At 64.0% G+C, this 17,709-nt stretch carries 22 protein-coding genes and 1 riboswitch; of the genes, 11 read left to right on the top strand and 11 right to left on the bottom strand.

Going from position 1 to position 17,709, the window contains the following annotated elements:
* Positions 1-133 precede the first annotated feature (133 nt).
* Positions 134-232, top strand: a riboswitch (ZMP/ZTP riboswitch).
* A 166-nt stretch (positions 233-398) separates the two neighbouring features.
* From glyA to BTHE68_RS10470, 7 genes are all read left to right on the top strand, one after another.
* A complete protein-coding gene (gene glyA, locus BTHE68_RS10500) occupies positions 399-1,646 on the top strand; it encodes a serine hydroxymethyltransferase (RefSeq protein ID WP_162066276.1) in 1,248 nt (415 codons plus the stop codon).
* A gap of 18 nt (positions 1,647-1,664) precedes the next feature.
* Entirely contained in the window at positions 1,665-2,147 is a 483-nt protein-coding gene (gene nrdR, locus BTHE68_RS10495; RefSeq protein ID WP_061148277.1) for a transcriptional regulator NrdR, read from the top strand.
* A gap of 158 nt (positions 2,148-2,305) precedes the next feature.
* Entirely contained in the window at positions 2,306-2,854 is a 549-nt protein-coding gene (locus tag BTHE68_RS10490) for a GspH/FimT family pseudopilin (protein ID WP_162066275.1), read from the top strand.
* Complete coding sequence (locus BTHE68_RS10485) at positions 2,851-3,234, top strand: type IV pilus modification PilV family protein (protein ID WP_162066274.1); 384 nt, start codon at positions 2,851-2,853, stop codon at positions 3,232-3,234. Before BTHE68_RS10490 ends, BTHE68_RS10485 begins: the two co-directional genes overlap by 4 nt.
* On the top strand, positions 3,231-4,016 hold the full coding sequence (locus BTHE68_RS10480; protein ID WP_162066273.1) for a PilW family protein: 786 nt from the start codon (positions 3,231-3,233) through the stop codon (positions 4,014-4,016). Before BTHE68_RS10485 ends, BTHE68_RS10480 begins: the two co-directional genes overlap by 4 nt.
* A complete protein-coding gene (locus tag BTHE68_RS10475; protein ID WP_162066272.1) occupies positions 4,016-4,501 on the top strand; it encodes a pilus assembly PilX family protein in 486 nt (161 codons plus the stop codon). Before BTHE68_RS10480 ends, BTHE68_RS10475 begins: the two co-directional genes overlap by 1 nt.
* Positions 4,502-4,510: 9 nt before the next feature.
* Positions 4,511-4,963 (top strand): type IV pilin protein, encoded by a 453-nt coding sequence (locus BTHE68_RS10470; protein ID WP_162066271.1) that lies wholly within the window; start codon positions 4,511-4,513, stop codon positions 4,961-4,963.
* 8 nt (positions 4,964-4,971) lie between these two features.
* Here the strand turns inward: BTHE68_RS10470 and BTHE68_RS10465 are convergent, their stop codons facing one another.
* From BTHE68_RS10465 to BTHE68_RS10450, 4 genes are all read right to left on the bottom strand, one after another.
* The gene (locus BTHE68_RS10465; RefSeq protein WP_162066270.1) at positions 4,972-5,460 is read right to left on the bottom strand and encodes a DUF3318 domain-containing protein; all 489 of its coding nucleotides are present in this window, start codon (positions 5,458-5,460) and stop codon (positions 4,972-4,974) included.
* Between the two features lie 20 nt (positions 5,461-5,480).
* Complete coding sequence (locus BTHE68_RS10460) at positions 5,481-5,858, bottom strand: phage holin family protein (RefSeq protein ID WP_162066269.1); 378 nt, start codon at positions 5,856-5,858, stop codon at positions 5,481-5,483.
* A gap of 182 nt (positions 5,859-6,040) precedes the next feature.
* On the bottom strand, positions 6,041-6,343 hold the full coding sequence (locus BTHE68_RS10455) for an ElaB/YgaM/YqjD family protein (RefSeq protein WP_162066268.1): 303 nt from the start codon (positions 6,341-6,343) through the stop codon (positions 6,041-6,043).
* Between the two features lie 265 nt (positions 6,344-6,608).
* Complete coding sequence (locus BTHE68_RS10450; RefSeq protein WP_162066267.1) at positions 6,609-7,799, bottom strand: acyl-CoA dehydrogenase; 1,191 nt, start codon at positions 7,797-7,799, stop codon at positions 6,609-6,611.
* A 123-nt stretch (positions 7,800-7,922) separates the two neighbouring features.
* On the opposite strand from BTHE68_RS10450, the gene BTHE68_RS10445 reads away from it, so the two are divergent.
* Positions 7,923-8,723: an IclR family transcriptional regulator gene (locus tag BTHE68_RS10445; RefSeq protein WP_162066266.1), complete on the top strand. Its 801-nt coding sequence runs from the start codon at positions 7,923-7,925 to the stop codon at positions 8,721-8,723.
* Between the two features lie 4 nt (positions 8,724-8,727).
* Here the strand turns inward: BTHE68_RS10445 and kynA are convergent, their stop codons facing one another.
* Genes kynA through kynB form a run of 3 tightly spaced genes read right to left on the bottom strand, consistent with a single transcriptional unit; the run spans position 8,728 to position 11,518 of the window.
* Positions 8,728-9,603 (bottom strand): tryptophan 2,3-dioxygenase, encoded by an 876-nt coding sequence (gene kynA / locus BTHE68_RS10440; protein ID WP_162066265.1) that lies wholly within the window; start codon positions 9,601-9,603, stop codon positions 8,728-8,730.
* A gap of 11 nt (positions 9,604-9,614) precedes the next feature.
* Complete coding sequence (gene kynU / locus BTHE68_RS10435) at positions 9,615-10,865, bottom strand: kynureninase (RefSeq protein WP_162066264.1); 1,251 nt, start codon at positions 10,863-10,865, stop codon at positions 9,615-9,617.
* 26 nt (positions 10,866-10,891) lie between these two features.
* Positions 10,892-11,518 carry an arylformamidase gene (gene kynB / locus BTHE68_RS10430; RefSeq protein WP_162066263.1) on the bottom strand — a complete coding sequence of 209 codons (627 nt, stop codon included), beginning with the start codon at positions 11,516-11,518 and terminating at the stop codon, positions 10,892-10,894.
* A gap of 134 nt (positions 11,519-11,652) precedes the next feature.
* On the opposite strand from kynB, the gene BTHE68_RS10425 reads away from it, so the two are divergent.
* Positions 11,653-12,156, top strand: a complete 504-nt coding sequence (locus BTHE68_RS10425; RefSeq protein WP_162066262.1) for an Lrp/AsnC family transcriptional regulator — start codon at positions 11,653-11,655, stop codon at positions 12,154-12,156.
* Positions 12,157-12,159: 3 nt separating this feature from the next.
* Here the strand turns inward: BTHE68_RS10425 and BTHE68_RS10420 are convergent, their stop codons facing one another.
* Entirely contained in the window at positions 12,160-12,672 is a 513-nt protein-coding gene (locus BTHE68_RS10420) for a flavin reductase family protein (RefSeq protein WP_162066261.1), read from the bottom strand.
* 319 nt (positions 12,673-12,991) lie between these two features.
* Here BTHE68_RS10420 and msrA point away from each other — a divergent pair, with 319 nt between their 5' ends.
* Entirely contained in the window at positions 12,992-13,543 is a 552-nt protein-coding gene (gene msrA / locus BTHE68_RS10415) for a peptide-methionine (S)-S-oxide reductase MsrA (RefSeq protein ID WP_162066260.1), read from the top strand.
* Positions 13,544-13,550: 7 nt separating this feature from the next.
* Here the strand turns inward: msrA and BTHE68_RS10410 are convergent, their stop codons facing one another.
* The 3 genes from BTHE68_RS10410 to pdxH form a co-directional block, all read right to left on the bottom strand.
* On the bottom strand, positions 13,551-14,666 hold the full coding sequence (locus tag BTHE68_RS10410; RefSeq protein ID WP_502710558.1) for a DUF72 domain-containing protein: 1,116 nt from the start codon (positions 14,664-14,666) through the stop codon (positions 13,551-13,553).
* Positions 14,630-15,844: a class I SAM-dependent methyltransferase gene (locus BTHE68_RS10405; protein ID WP_162066259.1), complete on the bottom strand. Its 1,215-nt coding sequence runs from the start codon at positions 15,842-15,844 to the stop codon at positions 14,630-14,632. Before BTHE68_RS10405 ends, BTHE68_RS10410 begins: the two co-directional genes overlap by 37 nt.
* A gap of 70 nt (positions 15,845-15,914) precedes the next feature.
* Complete coding sequence (gene pdxH, locus BTHE68_RS10400) at positions 15,915-16,556, bottom strand: pyridoxamine 5'-phosphate oxidase (protein WP_162066258.1); 642 nt, start codon at positions 16,554-16,556, stop codon at positions 15,915-15,917.
* A 286-nt stretch (positions 16,557-16,842) separates the two neighbouring features.
* On the opposite strand from pdxH, the gene BTHE68_RS10395 reads away from it, so the two are divergent.
* A complete protein-coding gene (locus BTHE68_RS10395; RefSeq protein WP_162066257.1) occupies positions 16,843-17,697 on the top strand; it encodes a tRNA threonylcarbamoyladenosine dehydratase in 855 nt (284 codons plus the stop codon).
* Positions 17,698-17,709: the final 12 nt, after the last annotated feature.

Here is a 17,709-nt window from a genome sequence, read left to right as displayed (position 1 = left end):
GGTACTTCCATTGATGCGGCGCGGCAAGCAATCGCGGGAGCGAACGATCGTGCTTTAAGCGCGATCGCAGGCGTGCCGGATCGCGCCGGAAGCCGGTTGCCTAAAGCCTGCCCGCCCATTACACTACAACGCTCAAACCCCGCGTGACTGGCGATAGAATCTTCGGATTCAAGGTGGAGCGACCCACCAGGAAGCGCGGAGCGTCGTTTTGCCGTTCGCCTGGGCAGCTGAGATCCGCACGCCGTTGCTGCGTTGCCGGTGGCTGTCCGTTCCGCGAAACCGGATTCATCCTCTATCCGTCGCGTCTGGACTCCATCGGTTTCCAGCGTCTTTTGCGTCTGCTTCCAACGCGGCGCGCGCGCGATCCGGTCAACCTGTTTTGATCTCACGGAAAACGTATGTTTGACAGAGCCGAAAGTACCCTCGCCAACGTCGATCCCGAATTGCTCAAGGCGATCGAGCAGGAAAACCGCCGCCAGGAAGATCACATCGAGCTGATCGCGTCGGAAAACTACACGAGCCCGGCCGTGATGGCCGCGCAAGGCTCGCAACTCACCAACAAATACGCCGAAGGCTATCCCGGCAAGCGTTACTACGGCGGCTGCGAGTATGTCGACATCGTCGAGCAGCTCGCGATCGACCGCGTGAAGCAACTGTTCGGCGCCGAAGCCGCGAACGTGCAGCCGAACTCCGGCTCGCAGGCGAATCAGGGCGTGTTTTTCGCCGTGCTCAAGCCGGGCGACACGATCATGGGCATGAGCCTCGCCGAAGGCGGTCACCTGACGCACGGCTCGCCGGTCAACATGTCGGGCAAGTGGTTCAACGTCGTGAGCTACGGCCTGAACGAAGCCGAAGACATCGACTACGAAAAGACCGAAGCGCTCGCCAAGGAACATAAGCCGAAGCTGATCGTCGCGGGCGCGTCGGCGTTCGCGCTGCGCATCGACTTCGAACGTCTCTCGAAGATCGCGAAGAGCGTCGGCGCTTACTTCATGGTCGACATGGCGCATTACGCCGGTCTCGTCGCGGCCGGGCTGTACCCGAATCCGGTGCCGCACGCCGATTTCGTCACCACGACGACGCACAAGAGCCTGCGCGGCCCGCGCGGCGGCGTGATCCTGATGAAGTCCGAGTTCGAGAAGCCGGTCAATTCGGCGATCTTCCCGGGCATTCAGGGCGGACCGCTCATGCACGTGATCGCGGCGAAGGCTGTCGCGTTCAAGGAAGCGCTGTCGCCGGACTTCAAGACGTACCAGCAAGGCGTGATCGACAACGCGCGCGTGCTCGCCGAAACGCTGGTGAAGCGCGGTTTGCGCATCGTGTCGGGCCGCACGGAAAGTCACGTGATGCTGGTCGATCTGCGCGCGAAGAAGATCACGGGCAAGGCTGCGGAAGCCGCGCTCGGCGCAGCGCACATCACCGTCAACAAGAACGCGATCCCGAACGATCCCGAAAAGCCGTTCGTCACGAGCGGCGTGCGTCTCGGCTCGCCCGCGATGACCACGCGCGGCTTCGGCACGAAGGAAGCGGAGATCGTCGGCAACCTGATCGCCGACGTGCTCGACAATCCGGAAGACCAGGCGACCATTGAGCGCGTGCGCGCGCAAGTGGCCGATCTGACCAAGCGTTTCCCGGTCTATCGTTAATTTTCGAGCACACCGCCGATGCGCTGCCCATTCTGCCGACACGAAGATACCCAGGTCGTGGATTCTCGCGTGTCGGAGGATGGCGCGGCCATTCGGCGGCGCCGGCGCTGTCCGGCGTGCGACAAGCGTTTTACCACCTATGAGCGCGTCGAACTGGCGTTGCCGGCCGTCGTCAAGAAAGACGGCAGCCGCACCGAGTTCGATCGACGCAAGATCGTCGCGAGCATGCAGCTCGCGCTGAGAAAGCGCCCGGTCGCAGCCGATGCGATCGATGCCGCCGCGTCCCGCATCGAATATCAGTTGCTCGGTAGCGGAGAGCGCGAAGTGCAGAGCGAGCGCCTCGGCGAGCTCGTCATGAACGAGCTGCGCCAGCTCGACACCATCGCGTACGTGCGTTTCGCTTCCGTCTACAAGCGTTTCGAGGACGTCTCCGAATTCGAAGACGTGATCGATGAATTCCGGCGTGCCGCGCCGAAGAAATCGAGTTCGCGCAAGCGCTGATCTTTCCCGCATTCTTTTCTCCCAAGTCTGATTCATCGCAGTTCGCTCGCGCAGTTTGCCGGGCCGCGACCCGCGTGCACACTCGGCCATTCGGCTAATGGCGGCGCGCATGCCTTCCCGATAGATTGAGTCCCTGGATTCAACTCGATCGATAAGGAATGCAGATGGCCCGTGCTTCGAATCAGGGATTCACGCTCGTCGAACTGTGCGTGGTGCTCGCCATCATGGCGATACTCGCGACCTTCGCCGCGCCGTCGTTCGTCGCGTGGCAGACGCGCGATCAGGTCGATGCGCGAGCGCGCGCACTTTTTTCCACGCTGTCGCTCGCGCGTGCGGAAGCCGTGCGGCGCGGGGCGCGTGTGACGCTTTGCCGAATCGATGCGTCACGTCGCTGCCTCGCGGCGGGGCGCAGCTGCGATGGCGGCGTCACCGACTGGTCGTGCGGCTGGGGCTTGTTCGTCGATCGCGACGGCACATCGACACTTCTGCGCATGCAGCCGCCGATGACATCGATCTCGATTGCGGGAACATCGACGGAGCTTTCATTCACGCCGCCCGACGGGCAGGTGATCGGCGGCTTCCGCAGCTTCGACTTCGCTGCGCGCGGCGCCGATTCCGCCGCGAATTCCGCGTCGCGCCGATGCATCCGCCTCGCTGCCGGCGGGCGCGCGCGCATGACGCAGGGCGGTTGCGGAGCGTCGGCATGAAGCGCGCGCAATGCGGTGACTCGCTGATCGAAGTGATGATCGCGGTGGCTCTCACGGCCGTGACGGCGCTCGGCGTGGTCGCGGTGCAGAGCGCGCTGGCGCGCGGCGAGCGGGCAGCGCTGCTGCGGGAACGCGCGGCGCTCATCGCGGATTCGGTCGCGGAGGGCGTGCGTAGCGATGCGGACCGCGCGGCGATCGTGTCGCAATGGCAGGCGAGGGCGTCGTCGATGCTGCCCGCAGGCGACGTCTCGGTGTTCGATCGCGCCGACGGAGTGCGCGTCGCGACGGTGAGCTGGCGCGTGGACGACCGCTCCGATCCGTGTCCCGAACCGCTCGCCAGGCCGCTCACGTCGTGCATTTCGGTGGCGTTCGCGCGATGACTCCACGCCTTCTCGCATCGCGCGGCCATACGCTGCTGGAAATGACGATCGCGCTCGCGCTCGGCATGTCGATCGTGAGCGCGTCGCTGGCGCTTTATCGGGCGCAGCGCGCCGCGTTCGAGCGCGCCACCGACGCCGCGCGCATGCACGACGCCGGGTCGATCGCGCTCGACATGCTCGGCCAGCAGATCCAGATGGCCGGATTCGCGTCGAACCTCGGTCCCAACGTGGACGCAGCGATATTCGGCTGCGCGCAAGGCCGCGTCGTCGGCGCGGAAACGGCTGCCTCGTGCGAAGCGCTCGCGAGTCGTTCGGACGGCGTGCAGCTTCGCTATTCCGCCGATGTCGTGTCCACATGGGCATCGACCGGCGGCGTGCCGACGGATTGCATCGGCCAGACCGTCGCCGATGCGTTCGTCACGAACCGCTTCTATGCGAAGCCCAGCAGTTCCTCCGGCGAACCCGAGCTTTACTGTGAGGGCGGCGGCAGGCAGGCGCAACCCATCGTTGAAGGAATCGAACGGCTTCGGGTGACGTACTGGCTGACGGGCTCGCCAGCGGCGCTGGACGCGTCGGCCATCGCGCGCGAGCGCTGGCGCGATGCCTACGCCGCCGATATCTGCGTGCTCGTGCGCGGTTTCGCCACGCAGACGAAGCGCCGAACGAACTACGTCGATTGCAGCGGCGCGCCCGCGTTCGCCGACGATGGCCGCGCGCGCCAGACATTTTGGCGGCGCGTCGCGATCCGCAATGCGTCGGCGAGCGCTTCTGGAGACGCGTGATGAAGCCCCGTTCACGCTCACGCGGCGCCACGTTGCCGATCGTCCTGATTCTCGCCGCGATGATGCTGGTTACCGCGAGCGCCTGGCTCCAGACATCGCTCGTGACGGCACGCACGAGCGTCGCGACGCGCGAGCGCGTGCAGGCCTTCCATGCAGCCGACAGCGCGCTCATCCGATGCAGCCGGATGCTGGCGTTCGCGTTGCCTGCGACCAGCCCGTCGCCGAACGATGAACCGTCGCGATGGCGCCTGAAGACATCGTTCGAAGGACCTTCCGCCGCTGCCATTGCGCCGTTCGCATCCTGGCCGTACGCGCGCCGCGCGCCGCAGTGCCTGATCGAAGCATGGACAGGCGCGTCCTATCTGATCACCGCGCGCGGTTTCGGTGCCACGCCGGACTCCGAAGCCTGGCTACAGCTTCGGATCGAGGTCGCCGATGGCGCGAGCACATACCACTGGCGGCGCGTCGTCGCCCGGCCGTTCTGAAGGATCGATATGAAAGAGAGAGGCTTCAGCCTGCTGGAATTGATGATCGCGCTGGCTGTCGCGGCGATCATCGCGAGTTTCGCCGTGCCCGCGTATCGGACGCATGTGGCGAAGGCGCATCGGGTCGATGCCGCGTCGGCGTTGATGCGGGCCGTCCAGTTCGTCGAAACGGCGCGGCTCGCGCAGACATCGGAAAGCGGCGACGCCATCGCGCTGAACACAGGGCTCGATCAGGCGCCTTCGAGCGGCGCGCCGGTGTATCGCGTCGCCGTGCTGCCGGAATCGTCGGCGAACGGCGGCTATGCGATCGAAGCCGTGCCCCTCGCGACGGGGCCGATGCAGGACGACGGCTGCGGCGTCTTCGTCATCGACGCCACCGGACTGCGCTGGAATCACATGCCCGGCGCGACCAATCCGCTCGATGCGGCACAGTCGGCGGCGTGCTGGGCGGCAAAGGGCTGATGCCGATGTCAGAACACGGTCGGATCTGCAGCGTCACTGGGCGTTTCGGGCGCGGCGGTCTTCATCTGCTGATAGATACGCCAGCCTTCCCATCCGGCGAGCGCGAGGCCGCCCCATTTGAGCACGGGCTTCGCGCCGTGCAGCAGCTTCGTTCGCACCGGCTTGGTGAGCACGAGCGAGGCGAGCGAACCGATGATCGGATACTGCTTGAGCAGCAGTCCCACGTTGCCCGAGCCGAGCAGCGAGCCGAGGATGCCGCCCGCCGACGTGCGGCGCTTGCCCCAGCGGCGCGAGCCGCCGCCCGGCATCAGAAAGCGCAGAAAACTGAAGTGCGTGACGGACGAGCGCAAATCGTAGGTTGCTTGCCGCAACTCCATGCGCTCGACATCCGCACGGGCGATCAGCAGTTCCTTGCGCAGCGCGCGCATGTGCGGCGTGCGCAGTTTCTGCATCTTGTCGCGCTTCGGCGACCTGAAGGTATCGTCGTTTTGGCTCATGGCTTGGTATGGGCGCGGGATCAGCGGAACGTGTCGCGGTCTTTGCGGAACTCGGCGAGCGTGTCGTCGAACATGTTCGGCGCGTCGCGCAAGCTGCTGCGCGCGCGCAGGCCGCATGCAATCGCGATCAGCGCATACAGCGCGGTAATGCCGCCGAGCGCCTGCCAGCGATACGAGTCCCAGAAGAAAATGGCGATGAGCACCGTCAGCGAGATGAGCGCCATCATCGCGAGCATCATGGCGGCGAGCCCGAGGAAAAGCACGCCGATGAGGCGCTCCTTTTCCTCCTGAAGCTCGATGCCGATGAGTTCAAGGCGCGTCTCGAAGATGGCGAAGGCGGAGCTCAGGATTCGTCGCAATGGTCCGGGGGACGATTGCTGTGGCCGTTCTGTCGTCATGGCTTGAATGCGAGAAGCGCGTTGGTGCCGCTTTTTTATGGTTCCGGTCGGCGCACGAGGCGGCCGGCCGGCGCGAGTGTCGAGCCGCGCGCCCGGGCAAGGCGCTCGCGGTTCAATTCAGCGGGAACCGCGACAGAGAGCAGATTAGCAATCTGCGGGCCATGAGGGTTGGAAGCCGGCTGTTACCTGCGATTGATCAACAGGCCGATGACCATGCCGAGACCCGCCGCGATGCCGATGGACGCCCACGGATGTTCATGCACGTAGTCGTCCGTGGCGCGCGCGGCCTTCTTGCCGCGCTCGATCACGACGACCTGCGCGTCGGCGGCTTTTTCCTTCGCTTGCTTCAGACGGGTGAGCGCCGACTCGCGCAATTCGGAAGCGCGTTCACCGGTGGCGGTAGCCGCTTGCTTCAAGAGATCTTCGGCGTCAGCGAGTACGGTTTTGATATCCGACATGAATCGCTCCTTGTTGATTTCTGACATTAAAGGCTCCAATCGGTAAGGCTACGCGCATCGTAACCAAAGATGGGATCGCTGACGAGGAGGCGTACGTCCTGCCGCGCAGATTGACGCAGATTCCGTTCCAGTTGCCTCGTGCTCGTCAATACATCGACATCGTCTGGAATGGATACGATCTGACCCGTAAAAGTTTCAGTCGCGTATCGAAAGTTACAAACTCCATGCCCGGCGCAAAGCAAAAGGGCCGACGCACACCGCGCCGGCCCTCCCCGATTGTGAATGAAGCTTGTCAGAAAAACGCCTGAATGCCCGTCTGTGCACGGCCGAGAATCAGCGCGTGAATGTCGTGCGTGCCTTCGTACGTATTCACCACTTCGAGATTGACGAGGTGACGCGCGACGCCGAATTCATCGGAGATGCCGTTGCCGCCGAGCATGTCGCGCGCGAGCCGGGCGATATCGAGCGCCTTGCCGCACGAATTGCGCTTCATGATCGACGTGATCTCGACAGCCGCCGTGCCTTCGTCCTTCATGCGGCCGAGGCGCAGCACGCCTTGCAGGCCGAGCGTGATTTCGGTCTGCATGTCGGCGAGTTTCTTCTGGATCAACTGGTTCGCCGCGAGCGGCCGGCCGAACTGCTTGCGGTCGAGCGTGTATTGCCGCGCCGTGTGCCAGCACGCTTCGGCCGCGCCGAGCGCGCCCCACGAAATGCCGTAGCGCGCCGAATTCAGGCAGGTGAACGGACCTTTGAGCCCGCGCACGTTCGGCAGCAGGTTCTCTTCGGGGACGAAGACTTCGTCCATCACGATTTCGCCGGTGATCGACGCGCGCAAGCCGACCTTGCCGTGAATCGCCGGCGCGGACAGACCCTTCCAGCCTTTCTCGAGAATGAAACCGCGAATCTCGTCGCGGCCGTCTTCCTCCAGCTTCGCCCAGACGACGAAAACGTCCGCGATAGGCGAATTCGAAATCCACATCTTCGTGCCGGACAGCGAATAGCCGTTCTGCACTTTCTTCGCGCGCGTCGTCATGCTGGCCGGATCGGAGCCGGCGTTCGGCTCGGTCAGGCCGAAGCAGCCGATCCACTCGCCGCGCGCGAGCTTCGGCAGATATTTTTCCTTTTGCGCGTCGCTGCCGAAGGTGTTGATCGGCACCATCACGAGCGACGATTGCACCGACATCATCGAGCGATAGCCCGAATCCACACGTTCGACCTCGCGCGCGATCAGGCCGTAGCACACGTAGTTGAGACCCGGACCGCCGTACTGTTCGGGAATCGTCGGTCCGAGCAGACCCAGTTCGCCCATTTCGCGGAAGATCGCCGGATCGGTTTTTTCCTCGCGAAACGCCTGCGTCACGCGCGGCTGCAGCTTGTCCTGCGCGTAGGCGTGCGCTGCGTCGCGCACCATGCGTTCGTCTTCGGTCAGTTGCTGATCCAGCAAGAGCGGATCTTCCCAGTTGAAACGGGCGGCGTCGGCCATGTGCAGTCTCCTGAATTCATCGAAAAGCGCCGGGGCACGCTAACGGCCGGCGCGCGAGGCGCTTGACATGAGTTCCGCTAAGCGAAACAATGTTTTGCAAATCAAATCCGAGTTTAGCATCCGATGCCGACCGATTCCAACCGAAATTCAGCGTCGATTTCATCGCGCAATGTGTCGTCCGAGGATATCGACGAGCGCAAGTTCGTCGTCGCGCTCGCGCGCGGGCTCGATTTGCTGCGCGCGTTCCGGCCCGGCGAGACGTTGCTGGGCAATCGCGATTTCGTCGAGCGCACGGGTTTGCCGAAGGCGACGGTCAACCGGCTCGCCTACACGCTGACGACCCTCGGTTATCTGCGCTTCGACGACCCCGCGGGCAAGTACGCGCTCGACACGGGCGTGCTGTCGCTCGGCTTCACGTTGCTCGCGGGCGCGGACACGCTGGAACTCGCGCGTCCGCACATGCGCGCGCTCGCGCGGGAGATCGGCGCGGCGGTCTCGCTCGGCTGCCGCGACGGGCTCGACATGATCTATCTGGAAACCATCCGCAGCGAGACTGCGCTGACGCTCGGCCTTGCGCCCGGCTCGCGCCTGTCGATGCTCACGAGTTCGATGGGCCGCGCGTATCTCGCCGTGCAGGAACCGGCGGCGCGCGAGGCGCTGCTCGACGAACTCGGGAAGAGCGAAGGCGAGGCGAACGTCGACGCCGCCCGCCGCGCGATCGATGATTTCGCGCGCGACGGCTGCTGCTATTCGTTTCGCGCATGGCACGACGACGTCAACGCCATTGCCGCGCCGTTCCGCGATCTGCGCAACGGGCGCTGGCTCGTGTTGTCGAGCAGCGGACCGGCGTCGTCGATGGGCGAGGCGTATTTCCGCGAGACGATCGGCCCGAAGCTGAAGGCGCTGGCCGCGCGTCTCGCCTGAAGCTTCAGAGCACCGTGCGGACGTGCCAGAGTTCCGGAAACAGCACGACATCCAGCATCTTGCGCAGATAGGACGCGCCCGCCGTCCCGCCCGTGCCGCCCTTGAAGCCGATGATGCGCTCCACCGTGGTCACATGGCGGAAGCGCCATTGCCGGAACGCGTCTTCCAGATCGACGAGCTCTTCGGCCATCTCGTACAGATCCCAGTGATGCGACGGATCGCGGTACACCGCGAGCCACGCCGCCTCGACGGACGGATCGTGCGTCGTCGGCTGCGACCAGTCGCGATTCAGGCGCGCCGGATCGATCTCGAAGCCGCGCCGCGCGAGCAGGCGGATCACTTCGTCGTAGAAAGAGGGCGCTTCGAGCGTCTCGCGCACCTGTCCGAGAACCTCCGGCCGATGCTCATGCGGCTTGAGCATTTGCTCGTTCTTGTTGCCGAGCATGAACTCGATCTGCCGATACTGATGCGACTGAAACCCCGACGACTGGCCGAGATACGGGCGCATCGCGGTGTATTCGGAGGGCGTCATCGTCGCGAGTACGTTCCACGCCTGCACCAGTTGCTCGAAGATGCGCGACACGCGCGCGAGCATCTTGAACGCGGGCGGCAGTTCATCGCGATGCACCGCCGCGAGCGCCGCGCGCAATTCGTAGAGCGCGAGCTTCATCCATAGCTCGCTCGTCTGATGCTGCACGATGAACAGCATCTCGTTGTGATCCGGCGAGAGCGGATGCTGCGCGTTGAGAATCGAATCGAGGCCGAGATAGTCGCCGTAGCTCATCGAATCGGAGAAATCGAGCTTGGCGTCGTGCCAGCCTTTTTCCTCTGCGGGTTCCACGGCGCCGTGGCCGAAGGGACAGCCTTTGGTTTCGTTCATGATCGTCGTCCTCAGGTCACCGATGCGCGCTCGGCGAACTCGGGCGCGCGCCAGCTTTCGGTCGCGAGCACGTCGCGCAGGATTTCGACGGCGTCCCACACATCGGCGAAACGCGTATACAGCGGCGTGAAACCGAAGCGCAGAATGTGCGGCTCGCGATAATCGCCGATCACGCCACGCGCGATCAGCGCCTGCATGACCTCGTAGCCGTTCGGATGCGCGAAGCTCGCCTGCGAGCCGCGTTGCGCGTGCTCGCGCGGCGTCGCGAGCGAGAGCGGAAATTCGCCGCAGCGTTCCTCGACCAGCCTGATGAACAGATCGCTCAAGGCGAGCGACTTGCGGCGCAGCGTCTGCATGTCGGTTTGCAGGAACACGTCGAGCCCGCATTCGACGAGCGACATCGAGACGATCGGCTGCGTGCCGCAGAGAAAGCGGCCGATGCCGTCGTCCGGACGATACACCGGGTCCATCTCGAACGGCTTCCTGTGTCCCCACCAGCCGGAAAGCGGCTGCGAGAACGCGTTTTGATGACGTTTCGGCACCCACACGAACGCGGGCGAGCCCGGTCCGCCGTTCAGATACTTGTACGTGCAACCCACCGCGTAGTCCGCGCCGACGCCGTTCAGATCGACAGGCACCGCGCCCGCCGAATGCGCCAGATCCCAGACGGCGAGCGCGCCCGCGCGATGAATCGTTTCCGTGAGCGCGGCCATGTCGTGCATGTAGCCGGTGCGGTAGTTGACGTGCGTGATCATCGCGATCGCGGTGTGTTCGTCGATCGCGGCGGGCAGTTCCGACGGATCGTCAACGAGGCGCAACTCGTAGCCACGATCGAGTTGCTCGATCAAACCCTGCGCGATATAGAGATCGGTCGGAAAGTTCGAACGTTCGGAAACGATCACGCGCCGCTTCGGATCGCGCTCGTTCGCGAGCTTGAGCGCGGCCGAGAGAATCTTGAAGAGATTGGCGGAAATCGTGTCCGTGACGACGACTTCGTCCGTGCCCGCGCCGATGAGAGGGCCAAGCTTGTTGCCGAGCCGTTTCGGCAGCGCGAACCAGCCGGCCGTGTTCCAGCTGCGGATCAGGCCTTCGCCCCATTCGGCGGCGATCACCTCGGCGGCGCGCGCGGCGGACGCCTTGGGCGGTACGCCGAGCGAATTGCCGTCGAGATAGATCACGTTGTCGGCGAGCGCGAACTGGTCGCGCAGGCTGGCGAGCGGATCGTCGCGGTCGAGTGCCACGGCTTCGTCACGATGTTTCATCGAAAAGTCCATATATTTGAAGATCATCAGGAAAGCGGACGCAGGACGGCGCGAACCGGGCTCGCATCGAGCGTCGAGAATTTGAGCGGCAGGGCGATCAGTTCGTAATCGCCGGGCGCGACGGCGTCGAGCACGAGGCCTTCGAGGATCGCCATGCCGTGCGCGCGGATGCGCTTGTGGGCATCCATCGTCTTCGAGTCCTGCGGATCGAGCGAAGGCGTATCGATGCCGATCAGCTTCACGCCTTTTTCGGCCAGCAAGTCGATGGTTTGCGGCGCGACGGCGGTGAAGGCGCTGTCCCACGCGTCGAGCGGCGAGGTCGCATAAGTGCGAAAGAGAACGCGCGCCGGGATGTCGTCGAGACGCCCGGCGATGTGCTCGGGTGTCACGAGCGGCGAAGCACCGATGCAGTGCACGACCCGGCAGGCGCCGATGTACGTATCGAGCGCGACTTCGCCGATCGGTTTGCCGTGTTCGTCGTAGTGGAGCGGGGCGTCGGCGTGGGCGCCGGTGTGCGGGGAGAGCGTGAGTCGCGCGACGTTGACGGGCGAGCCCGCCTCCATGCGCCACACGCGCTCGATGCCGACCGGTGTGTCGCCGGGCCACACGGGAGTCGCAGTATCGATCGGCGGGGAAATATCCAGAAGCGTCATGACGCGCTCTAGCAGAAATTGTGAAGATGCGTCAAATCATAGTCGCGTTATCTCGAAAGGTGCTTGCAAAATAACCACCCAAAAGTGGCGCGCTTAGAACATAATTCGATGAAACGGGCACAGGGGACTCAAAAATGACCGGCTTCACGCTCGATGCAACGGATTGCCGAATTCTGGCGGTACTGCAGGAAGATGGACGGATCAGCAACCTGGACCTGGCGGAGCGCATTGCGCTTTCGCCGTCGGCGTGTCTGCGCCGCATGAGGCTGCTCGAAGAGGAAGGGGTGATCGCGAGCTATCGCGCGTGCCTGGACCGCGAGCGCCTCGGCATCGAACTGGAGGCGTTCGTCCACGTCTCGATGCGCAACGACCAGGAAAACTGGCACGAGAAGTTCGCCGCCGCCGTGCGCGAATGGCCGGAAGTGGTCGGCGCGTTCGTCGTCACCGGCGACACGCATTACGTGCTGCGGGTGCTCGCGCACAACCTCAAGCATTACTCCGACTTCATTCTTTCGAAGCTCTACAAGGCGCCCGGCGTGATCGACATCCGCTCGAACATCGTGCTTCAGACGATGAAGGACGACGCCGGCGTGCCGGTCGCGCTGATCGAGCAGCCGGGGCGCGCGCACACGCCCTGAGCGTTATTCCAGCGGTCCCAAGGTATGGAAGCCGCCCGCGTGGAAGACGAGCGGCGAGACTTGCGTCACGTCTTCGCGCACGCCGCAGCGTTCCACTTCGCCGACGAAGATCACGTGATCGCCCTCGTCATAGCGGCTGCGGTTGTGGCATTCGAACCACGCGAGCGCGCCGTCGAGTACGGGCATGCCGGTGTCGCCGGCCGCGTGTGAGACGCCCGCGAAGCGGTCGCCCTTGACGGTCGCGAAACGCCGGCACAGGTCGAGCTGCGACGCCGCGAGCACGTTCACCACATAGTGGCTGTTGGCGCGAAATACCGGCATCGACGCGGATTTCGTCGCGAGGCTCCACAGCACGAGCGGCGGATTGAGCGATACCGAGTTGAACGAACTCGCGGTGATGCCGACCAACTGGCCGGATTCGGTGCGCGTCGTGATGACCGTGACGCCGGTCGCAAACTGGCCGAGCGCGGCGCGAAACGCGGTCGGATCGAAATTCGGGGTCTTGGCGCGTGTCATTTGGCAGATGAGCAGGCAAATGGGCGGTCGAATGTGTCGTGTGCTACCGAGCCGGCCGCGCGTCGCGCTTCAGTCGGAAGGACCTTTTCAGAAGTCATGTAAAAACTGGAGATTTGCTTCGATTCTATCGGAATCGGCAGCCGGTAGCCGCCAAATCACCGTATTCGGGCGGCAAGTTTCCTTCCGCCGGGGCTTTCTGCGCGGCGCGGCCAAACCCAGTAAGCTCGATTCATCTCGCCCGCGAGATTGAAGAAACGCGCGGGCGCATCCATATGCGTGATCCGCGGCATGGCCGCATGCACTTGATGAGGAGTTGCACATGACCGAACAGGCGAGACTTGAGACCGCGACGCTCGGCGGTGGATGTTTCTGGTGTACAGAAGCCGTGTTTCTCGCGGTGCAGGGTGTGGAGTCGGTCGAATCGGGCTATGCGGGCGGCAAGGTGGTGAACCCGTCCTATGAGCAGGTTTGCGACGGCGAAACCGGTCACGCAGAAGTCGTGAAGGTCGTGTTCGATCCGTCCGTCATCGGCTATCGCGAGGTTCTGGAGATTTTCTTCGCGACGCACGATCCGACCCAGCTCAACCGGCAGGGCAACGACGTCGGTACGCAGTATCGATCGGCCGTGTTCACGCATTCGGACGAGCAGCGCAAGATTGCGCTCGAAGTGATCGACGAGTTGCAGCGCGAGGATGTCTACGGCGGCAAGATCGTCACGCAAGTCGTACCGCTCGCCGACGACTACTACCCTGCCGAGGCGTATCACCAGAACTATTTCGCGCAGCATCCGAATCAGGGGTATTGCGCGGCGGTCGTCGGGCCGAAGGTCGCGAAGTTCCGCAAGAAGTTCGTGCATCGGCTGAAGGCGTAAGGCGTTTCTAGCTGTCTCGCGCGCGCTCGATTTCTTCCGCGATGCCGCGCGCGAGTTCGAAGCACGTGAGCGGCGCGGAACCTTCCGCCTTGTTGTTCGCCGCGATCACGACCGGCTGGCCCGCAATCGCATAGCGCGCGGCCAGTTCGGCGAGCGCCTCGCGCGTGTCGCGGTCTTCATCGACGATCTTGTCGAACGGTTCGTACTTCGCCTTTGCCTGCTCGTAGCGAAAGCCGCTGTGCAGACTCCAGCGCACGATCAGCGGGCCCATTTTTTCTTCATCCAGCAACGCGAGCGCCTTCGCCTGACGGCGCACGTCCGGCATGCGCGCATGCACGCCGATGCAATAGCGCACATTCGCGTCGCGCAGTGCGCGGATGAAGCGCGGCGTGAGCATCACGGCGTCGCGAATCTCCACCGCGTAACACGACTCGCCCTCGAGCGGCGGCAGCGCGTTCATGAACGCCGACAGCCGGTCGATGAAACTCGCCGGCTCGACCACCATTGCATCGGGCAGCGGCGAGAACTGGAACACGAGCGCGCCCGCTTTCGCGCCGAGCCCGCCGATGCACGGCGTCACGAACTCGTCGATGGCGATCTGCGCATTCAGGAACGCGGGGTTCTGCGCGTCCGGCGTGCCGCGCTCGCCGCGAATGAAGGCATCGGTGACGGAGGCGGGCGCCTTCACGATGAAGCGGAAATGCGCGGGCACCTGCGATGCATAGCGCGCATATTCGGCAAGCGATAGCGGCGCGTAGAACGAGCGGTCGATCGACACGCTTCTCAGAAGCGGATGCGCGCCGTAGGCGGTGAGACCGTCGCGGGAAAGCTTCGTGTTGGAGTACTCGTCGCCGTAGACGATGCCGCGCCAGCCCGGAAACGACCATGTCGACGTGCCGAGATGGATTGCCTCCGGCAAGCGCTGCGCGATGGCTTCGAGTTCGGGCTGCAAGGGCGCGGGCAGGATGCCGCGCGGCCTGGGTTGCTTCGGCGGCTTGGGCGGTTCCGCCAGAACGGGCGCGGACTCGCCGAAGAGATCGAACTGATCTTCCGGCTCGTCCGTGTCGAGAGGGGGCGAATCGTGGTTCAGAGCGCCTTCTCGTAGATATACCGCCGCGACCACGGCAGCGTCGTCGCACTGCGCCCGGCCTTGCGGCAGACCACCTGATAGATCGACACGTCGTCGTTCTCGAACGCATACGCGCAGCCCGCGAGATACAGGCGCCAGATGCGGAAGTGCTCATCGTCGACGAGCTTCTTCGCTTCCTCGGCGTGTTCCTCGAAACGGTCGGCCCAGATGTCGAGCGTGTGCGCGTAGTGCCGCCGCAGGCTTTCGACATCGAGCGCTTCCAGTCCGCCGCGCTGCATGCTTTCGAGCGCGAGGCCGATATGCGGCAGCTCGCCGTCCGGAAACACGTATTTGTCGATGAACTCGCCGCCGCCGAGCGAAGTCTCGCCGCTGTCGGCATCCGACGACGTGATGCCGTGATTCATCGCGATGCCGTCATCGACGAGCAGATCGCGGATCTTAGCGAAGTAGTCCGGCAAATTCTTGCGCCCGACATGCTCGAACATGCCGACGCTCGTGATGCGATCGAACTGCCCCGGAATGTCGCGATAATCCTGCAGCCGGATTTCGATTCTGTCTTCCAGACCCGCCGCCTTCACGCGCTCGGTCGCGAGCCTGAACTGGTTTTCGGAGAGCGTGACGCCCACGCACTTCGCGCCGAACTTCTGCGCCGCGCGAATCACGAGCGCGCCCCAGCCGCAGCCGATATCGAGCAGCGTGTGCCCCGGCTGCAACTGGATCTTCGTGAGGATGTGGTCGATCTTCTTCAACTGCGCGGTGTCGATGTCTTCGTCGCCGTTCTCGAAATACGCGCAGGAGTACACCATGTTCCTGTCGAGCCAGAGCTGATAGAACTCGTTCGACACATCGTAGTGGTACTGAATGGCTCTCCGGTCCGACGTCTTCGAATGATTGAAGTAACGCCGCACGCGGGCGAGCTTGCTTGCGCTCGTCACCGTGCTCTTCGCCAGCGAATAGCCGATGTTGATGATGTCGGAGAGCTTGCCCTCGATGTCGATCTTGCCCTTCACGTAAGCTTCACCGAGGTTGTCGAGACTCGGTTCGAGCAGATAGGGCAGCGCGGTCGCGCTCTTCACGTGCAGCGTCACCCGAGGCGCCGCGAACTGGCCGAAATCGTGCTGCTGGCCATCCCACAGCACGAGCCGCGCGGGCAGATTGGCCCGGTCGCGCACTTCCTCCACCCACTGCGTCAGCTTCTTCTCCCAGAACATGCTTGTTTCTCCGCGCTAGATGAAATCAAGAGAAGGCTTCGCGCCTCCATGTTCGTGCTGCTTGCCGCTTCTACGGCGCGAGTCTCGCGATGCGCCACGGCGCGCCCGCGTCACCACGCGTATAGACAATGCGATCGTGCAAGCGCGACGGGCGTCCCTGCCAGAATTCGATGGCATCCGGCACGAGGCGATAACCGCCCCAGTGCGGCGGGCGCGGCGGCGCGTCGCCGTATTTCGCGACCATCTCGCGCTCGCGCGCTTCCAGCGCTTCGCGGCTTTCGAGCGGCTGGCTCTGGTCGGACGCCCATGCGCCGATGCGCGAGCCGAGCGGACGCGATGCGTAATACGCGTCGCTCTCCTCATCGCTCGTCTTTTCGACGCGGCCCTCGATACGCACCTGTCGCTCGAGTTCGATCCAGTGGAACAGCAGGCTCGCCGCGGGATTGGCAAGAAGTTCGCGGCCTTTGCGGCTATCGTAATTGGTAAAAAAAACAAAGCCACGCTCGTCGACGCCTTTGATCAGCACGATGCGGGCGGACGGACGGCCCTCTGCATCGACGGTCGCGAGGGTCATGGCGTTCGGTTCGGGCAACTTGGCATCGAGCGCCTGAGCGAACCAGGTCTGGAATTGGCGTACCGGGTCCGGATCGACGTCCGCGGCGTCGAGCGCGCCGCGCGAATAGTTTTTGCGAAGGTCAGCGAGGGTCGTCATTTTTATGCAAACGCTACAATCGGGTCAGTATAGCCAAGGTGAAACGATATTGCCCTGATTACCCCTGGACCTGTTGCGTGCCGGCGGGTGCGGCGCTCACGGCTATCACGTCCGGGGTTTCGATAAGGCAGAATACGCAATTCGATCGAATTTTGCATGATCGGACACTCAAGTTTTCAAACCCGACAGCCGTCCGTAAGCCTTGATTGACGCCGCACAACGAACGCAGCATTTCGATGGCTTTTAGTTTGCTTTCAACCGACCCGGCTTCATCCATCCACACGACATGAACGCTTCATCCGACACCGCTGTCACGCCCTCCGCCGAAGACATCGCCGATCGCGCGCGCCGCTTCGGCGGCATCGCGCGTCTGTACGGCGCGCCCGCGCTCGACGCGTTCGAAAAAGCGCATGTCGCGGTGATTGGCATCGGCGGCGTGGGCTCGTGGGTGGCCGAAGCGCTCGCGCGCAGCGCTGTCGGCAAGCTGACGCTGATCGATCTCGATAATGTCGCCGAAAGCAATACGAACCGCCAGATTCATGCGCTCGACGGCAACTACGGCAAGGCGAAAGTCACCGCGATGGCCGAGCGCATCAAGCTGATCGATCCGGCGTGCGTGGTCGGGCAAATCGAGGATTTCGTCGAGCCCGGCAACTTCGACGCCACGCTCGGCGGTGGCTTCGATTACGTCGTCGATGCGATCGACAGCGTGCGCACGAAAACCGCGCTCATCGCGTGGTGCGTGGCGCGCAAGCAGGCGCTCATCACCGTCGGCGGGGCGGGCGGGCAACTGGACCCGACGCGTATCCGCATCGACGATCTGGCGCTGACGATTCAGGACCCGCTGTTGTCGAAGGTGCGCGGCCAGTTGCGCAAGCTGCACGGCTTTCCGCGCGGCCCGAAGGCGCGCTTCAAGGTGAGCGCGGTGTATTCCGACGAGCCGTTGATCTATCCCGACGCGCCCGCATGCGATATCAGCGAAGGCGCCGAGCATCTGGAAACGGGCGCGGGTCATTCAGGTCCGGTCGGGCTCAATTGCGCGGGTTTCGGATCGAGCGTGTGCGTGACGGCGAGCTTCGGTTTCGCGGCGGCCGCCCATGTGTTGCGCGAACTGGCGAAACGCGCGGCCAGTTCTTCATAGAACTGGCCGTTT

It is taken from the genome of Burkholderia sp. THE68 (genome assembly GCF_009938265.1).
Lineage (GTDB): Bacteria > Pseudomonadota > Gammaproteobacteria > Burkholderiales > Burkholderiaceae > Caballeronia.
The sequence above is the reverse complement of the archived record's forward strand: the minus strand, read 5'-3'. Positions and strand labels throughout refer to the sequence as shown.

Excerpts from the sequence above, each read along its gene's own strand:
- glyA (WP_162066276.1), top strand. The coding sequence starts at position 399 with ATGTTTGACAGAGCCGAAAGTACCCTCGCCAACGTCGATCCCGAATTG.
- nrdR (WP_061148277.1), top strand. The coding sequence starts at position 1,665 with ATGCGCTGCCCATTCTGCCGACACGAAGATACCCAGGTCGTGGATTCT.
- BTHE68_RS10490 (WP_162066275.1), top strand. The coding sequence starts at position 2,306 with ATGCAGATGGCCCGTGCTTCGAATCAGGGATTCACGCTCGTCGAACTG.
- BTHE68_RS10485 (WP_162066274.1), top strand. The coding sequence starts at position 2,851 with ATGAAGCGCGCGCAATGCGGTGACTCGCTGATCGAAGTGATGATCGCG.
- BTHE68_RS10480 (WP_162066273.1), top strand. The coding sequence starts at position 3,231 with ATGACTCCACGCCTTCTCGCATCGCGCGGCCATACGCTGCTGGAAATG.
- BTHE68_RS10475 (WP_162066272.1), top strand. The coding sequence starts at position 4,016 with ATGAAGCCCCGTTCACGCTCACGCGGCGCCACGTTGCCGATCGTCCTG.
- BTHE68_RS10470 (WP_162066271.1), top strand. The coding sequence starts at position 4,511 with ATGAAAGAGAGAGGCTTCAGCCTGCTGGAATTGATGATCGCGCTGGCT.
- BTHE68_RS10465 (WP_162066270.1), bottom strand. The coding sequence starts at position 5,460 with ATGAGCCAAAACGACGATACCTTCAGGTCGCCGAAGCGCGACAAGATG.
- BTHE68_RS10460 (WP_162066269.1), bottom strand. The coding sequence starts at position 5,858 with ATGACGACAGAACGGCCACAGCAATCGTCCCCCGGACCATTGCGACGA.
- BTHE68_RS10455 (WP_162066268.1), bottom strand. The coding sequence starts at position 6,343 with ATGTCAGAAATCAACAAGGAGCGATTCATGTCGGATATCAAAACCGTA.
- BTHE68_RS10450 (WP_162066267.1), bottom strand. The coding sequence starts at position 7,799 with ATGGCCGACGCCGCCCGTTTCAACTGGGAAGATCCGCTCTTGCTGGAT.
- BTHE68_RS10445 (WP_162066266.1), top strand. The coding sequence starts at position 7,923 with ATGCCGACCGATTCCAACCGAAATTCAGCGTCGATTTCATCGCGCAAT.
- kynA (WP_162066265.1), bottom strand. The coding sequence starts at position 9,603 with ATGAACGAAACCAAAGGCTGTCCCTTCGGCCACGGCGCCGTGGAACCC.
- kynU (WP_162066264.1), bottom strand. The coding sequence starts at position 10,865 with ATGAAACATCGTGACGAAGCCGTGGCACTCGACCGCGACGATCCGCTC.
- kynB (WP_162066263.1), bottom strand. The coding sequence starts at position 11,518 with ATGACGCTTCTGGATATTTCCCCGCCGATCGATACTGCGACTCCCGTG.
- BTHE68_RS10425 (WP_162066262.1), top strand. The coding sequence starts at position 11,653 with ATGACCGGCTTCACGCTCGATGCAACGGATTGCCGAATTCTGGCGGTA.
- BTHE68_RS10420 (WP_162066261.1), bottom strand. The coding sequence starts at position 12,672 with ATGACACGCGCCAAGACCCCGAATTTCGATCCGACCGCGTTTCGCGCC.
- msrA (WP_162066260.1), top strand. The coding sequence starts at position 12,992 with ATGACCGAACAGGCGAGACTTGAGACCGCGACGCTCGGCGGTGGATGT.
- BTHE68_RS10405 (WP_162066259.1), bottom strand. The coding sequence starts at position 15,844 with ATGTTCTGGGAGAAGAAGCTGACGCAGTGGGTGGAGGAAGTGCGCGAC.
- pdxH (WP_162066258.1), bottom strand. The coding sequence starts at position 16,556 with ATGACGACCCTCGCTGACCTTCGCAAAAACTATTCGCGCGGCGCGCTC.
- BTHE68_RS10395 (WP_162066257.1), top strand. The coding sequence starts at position 16,843 with ATGAACGCTTCATCCGACACCGCTGTCACGCCCTCCGCCGAAGACATC.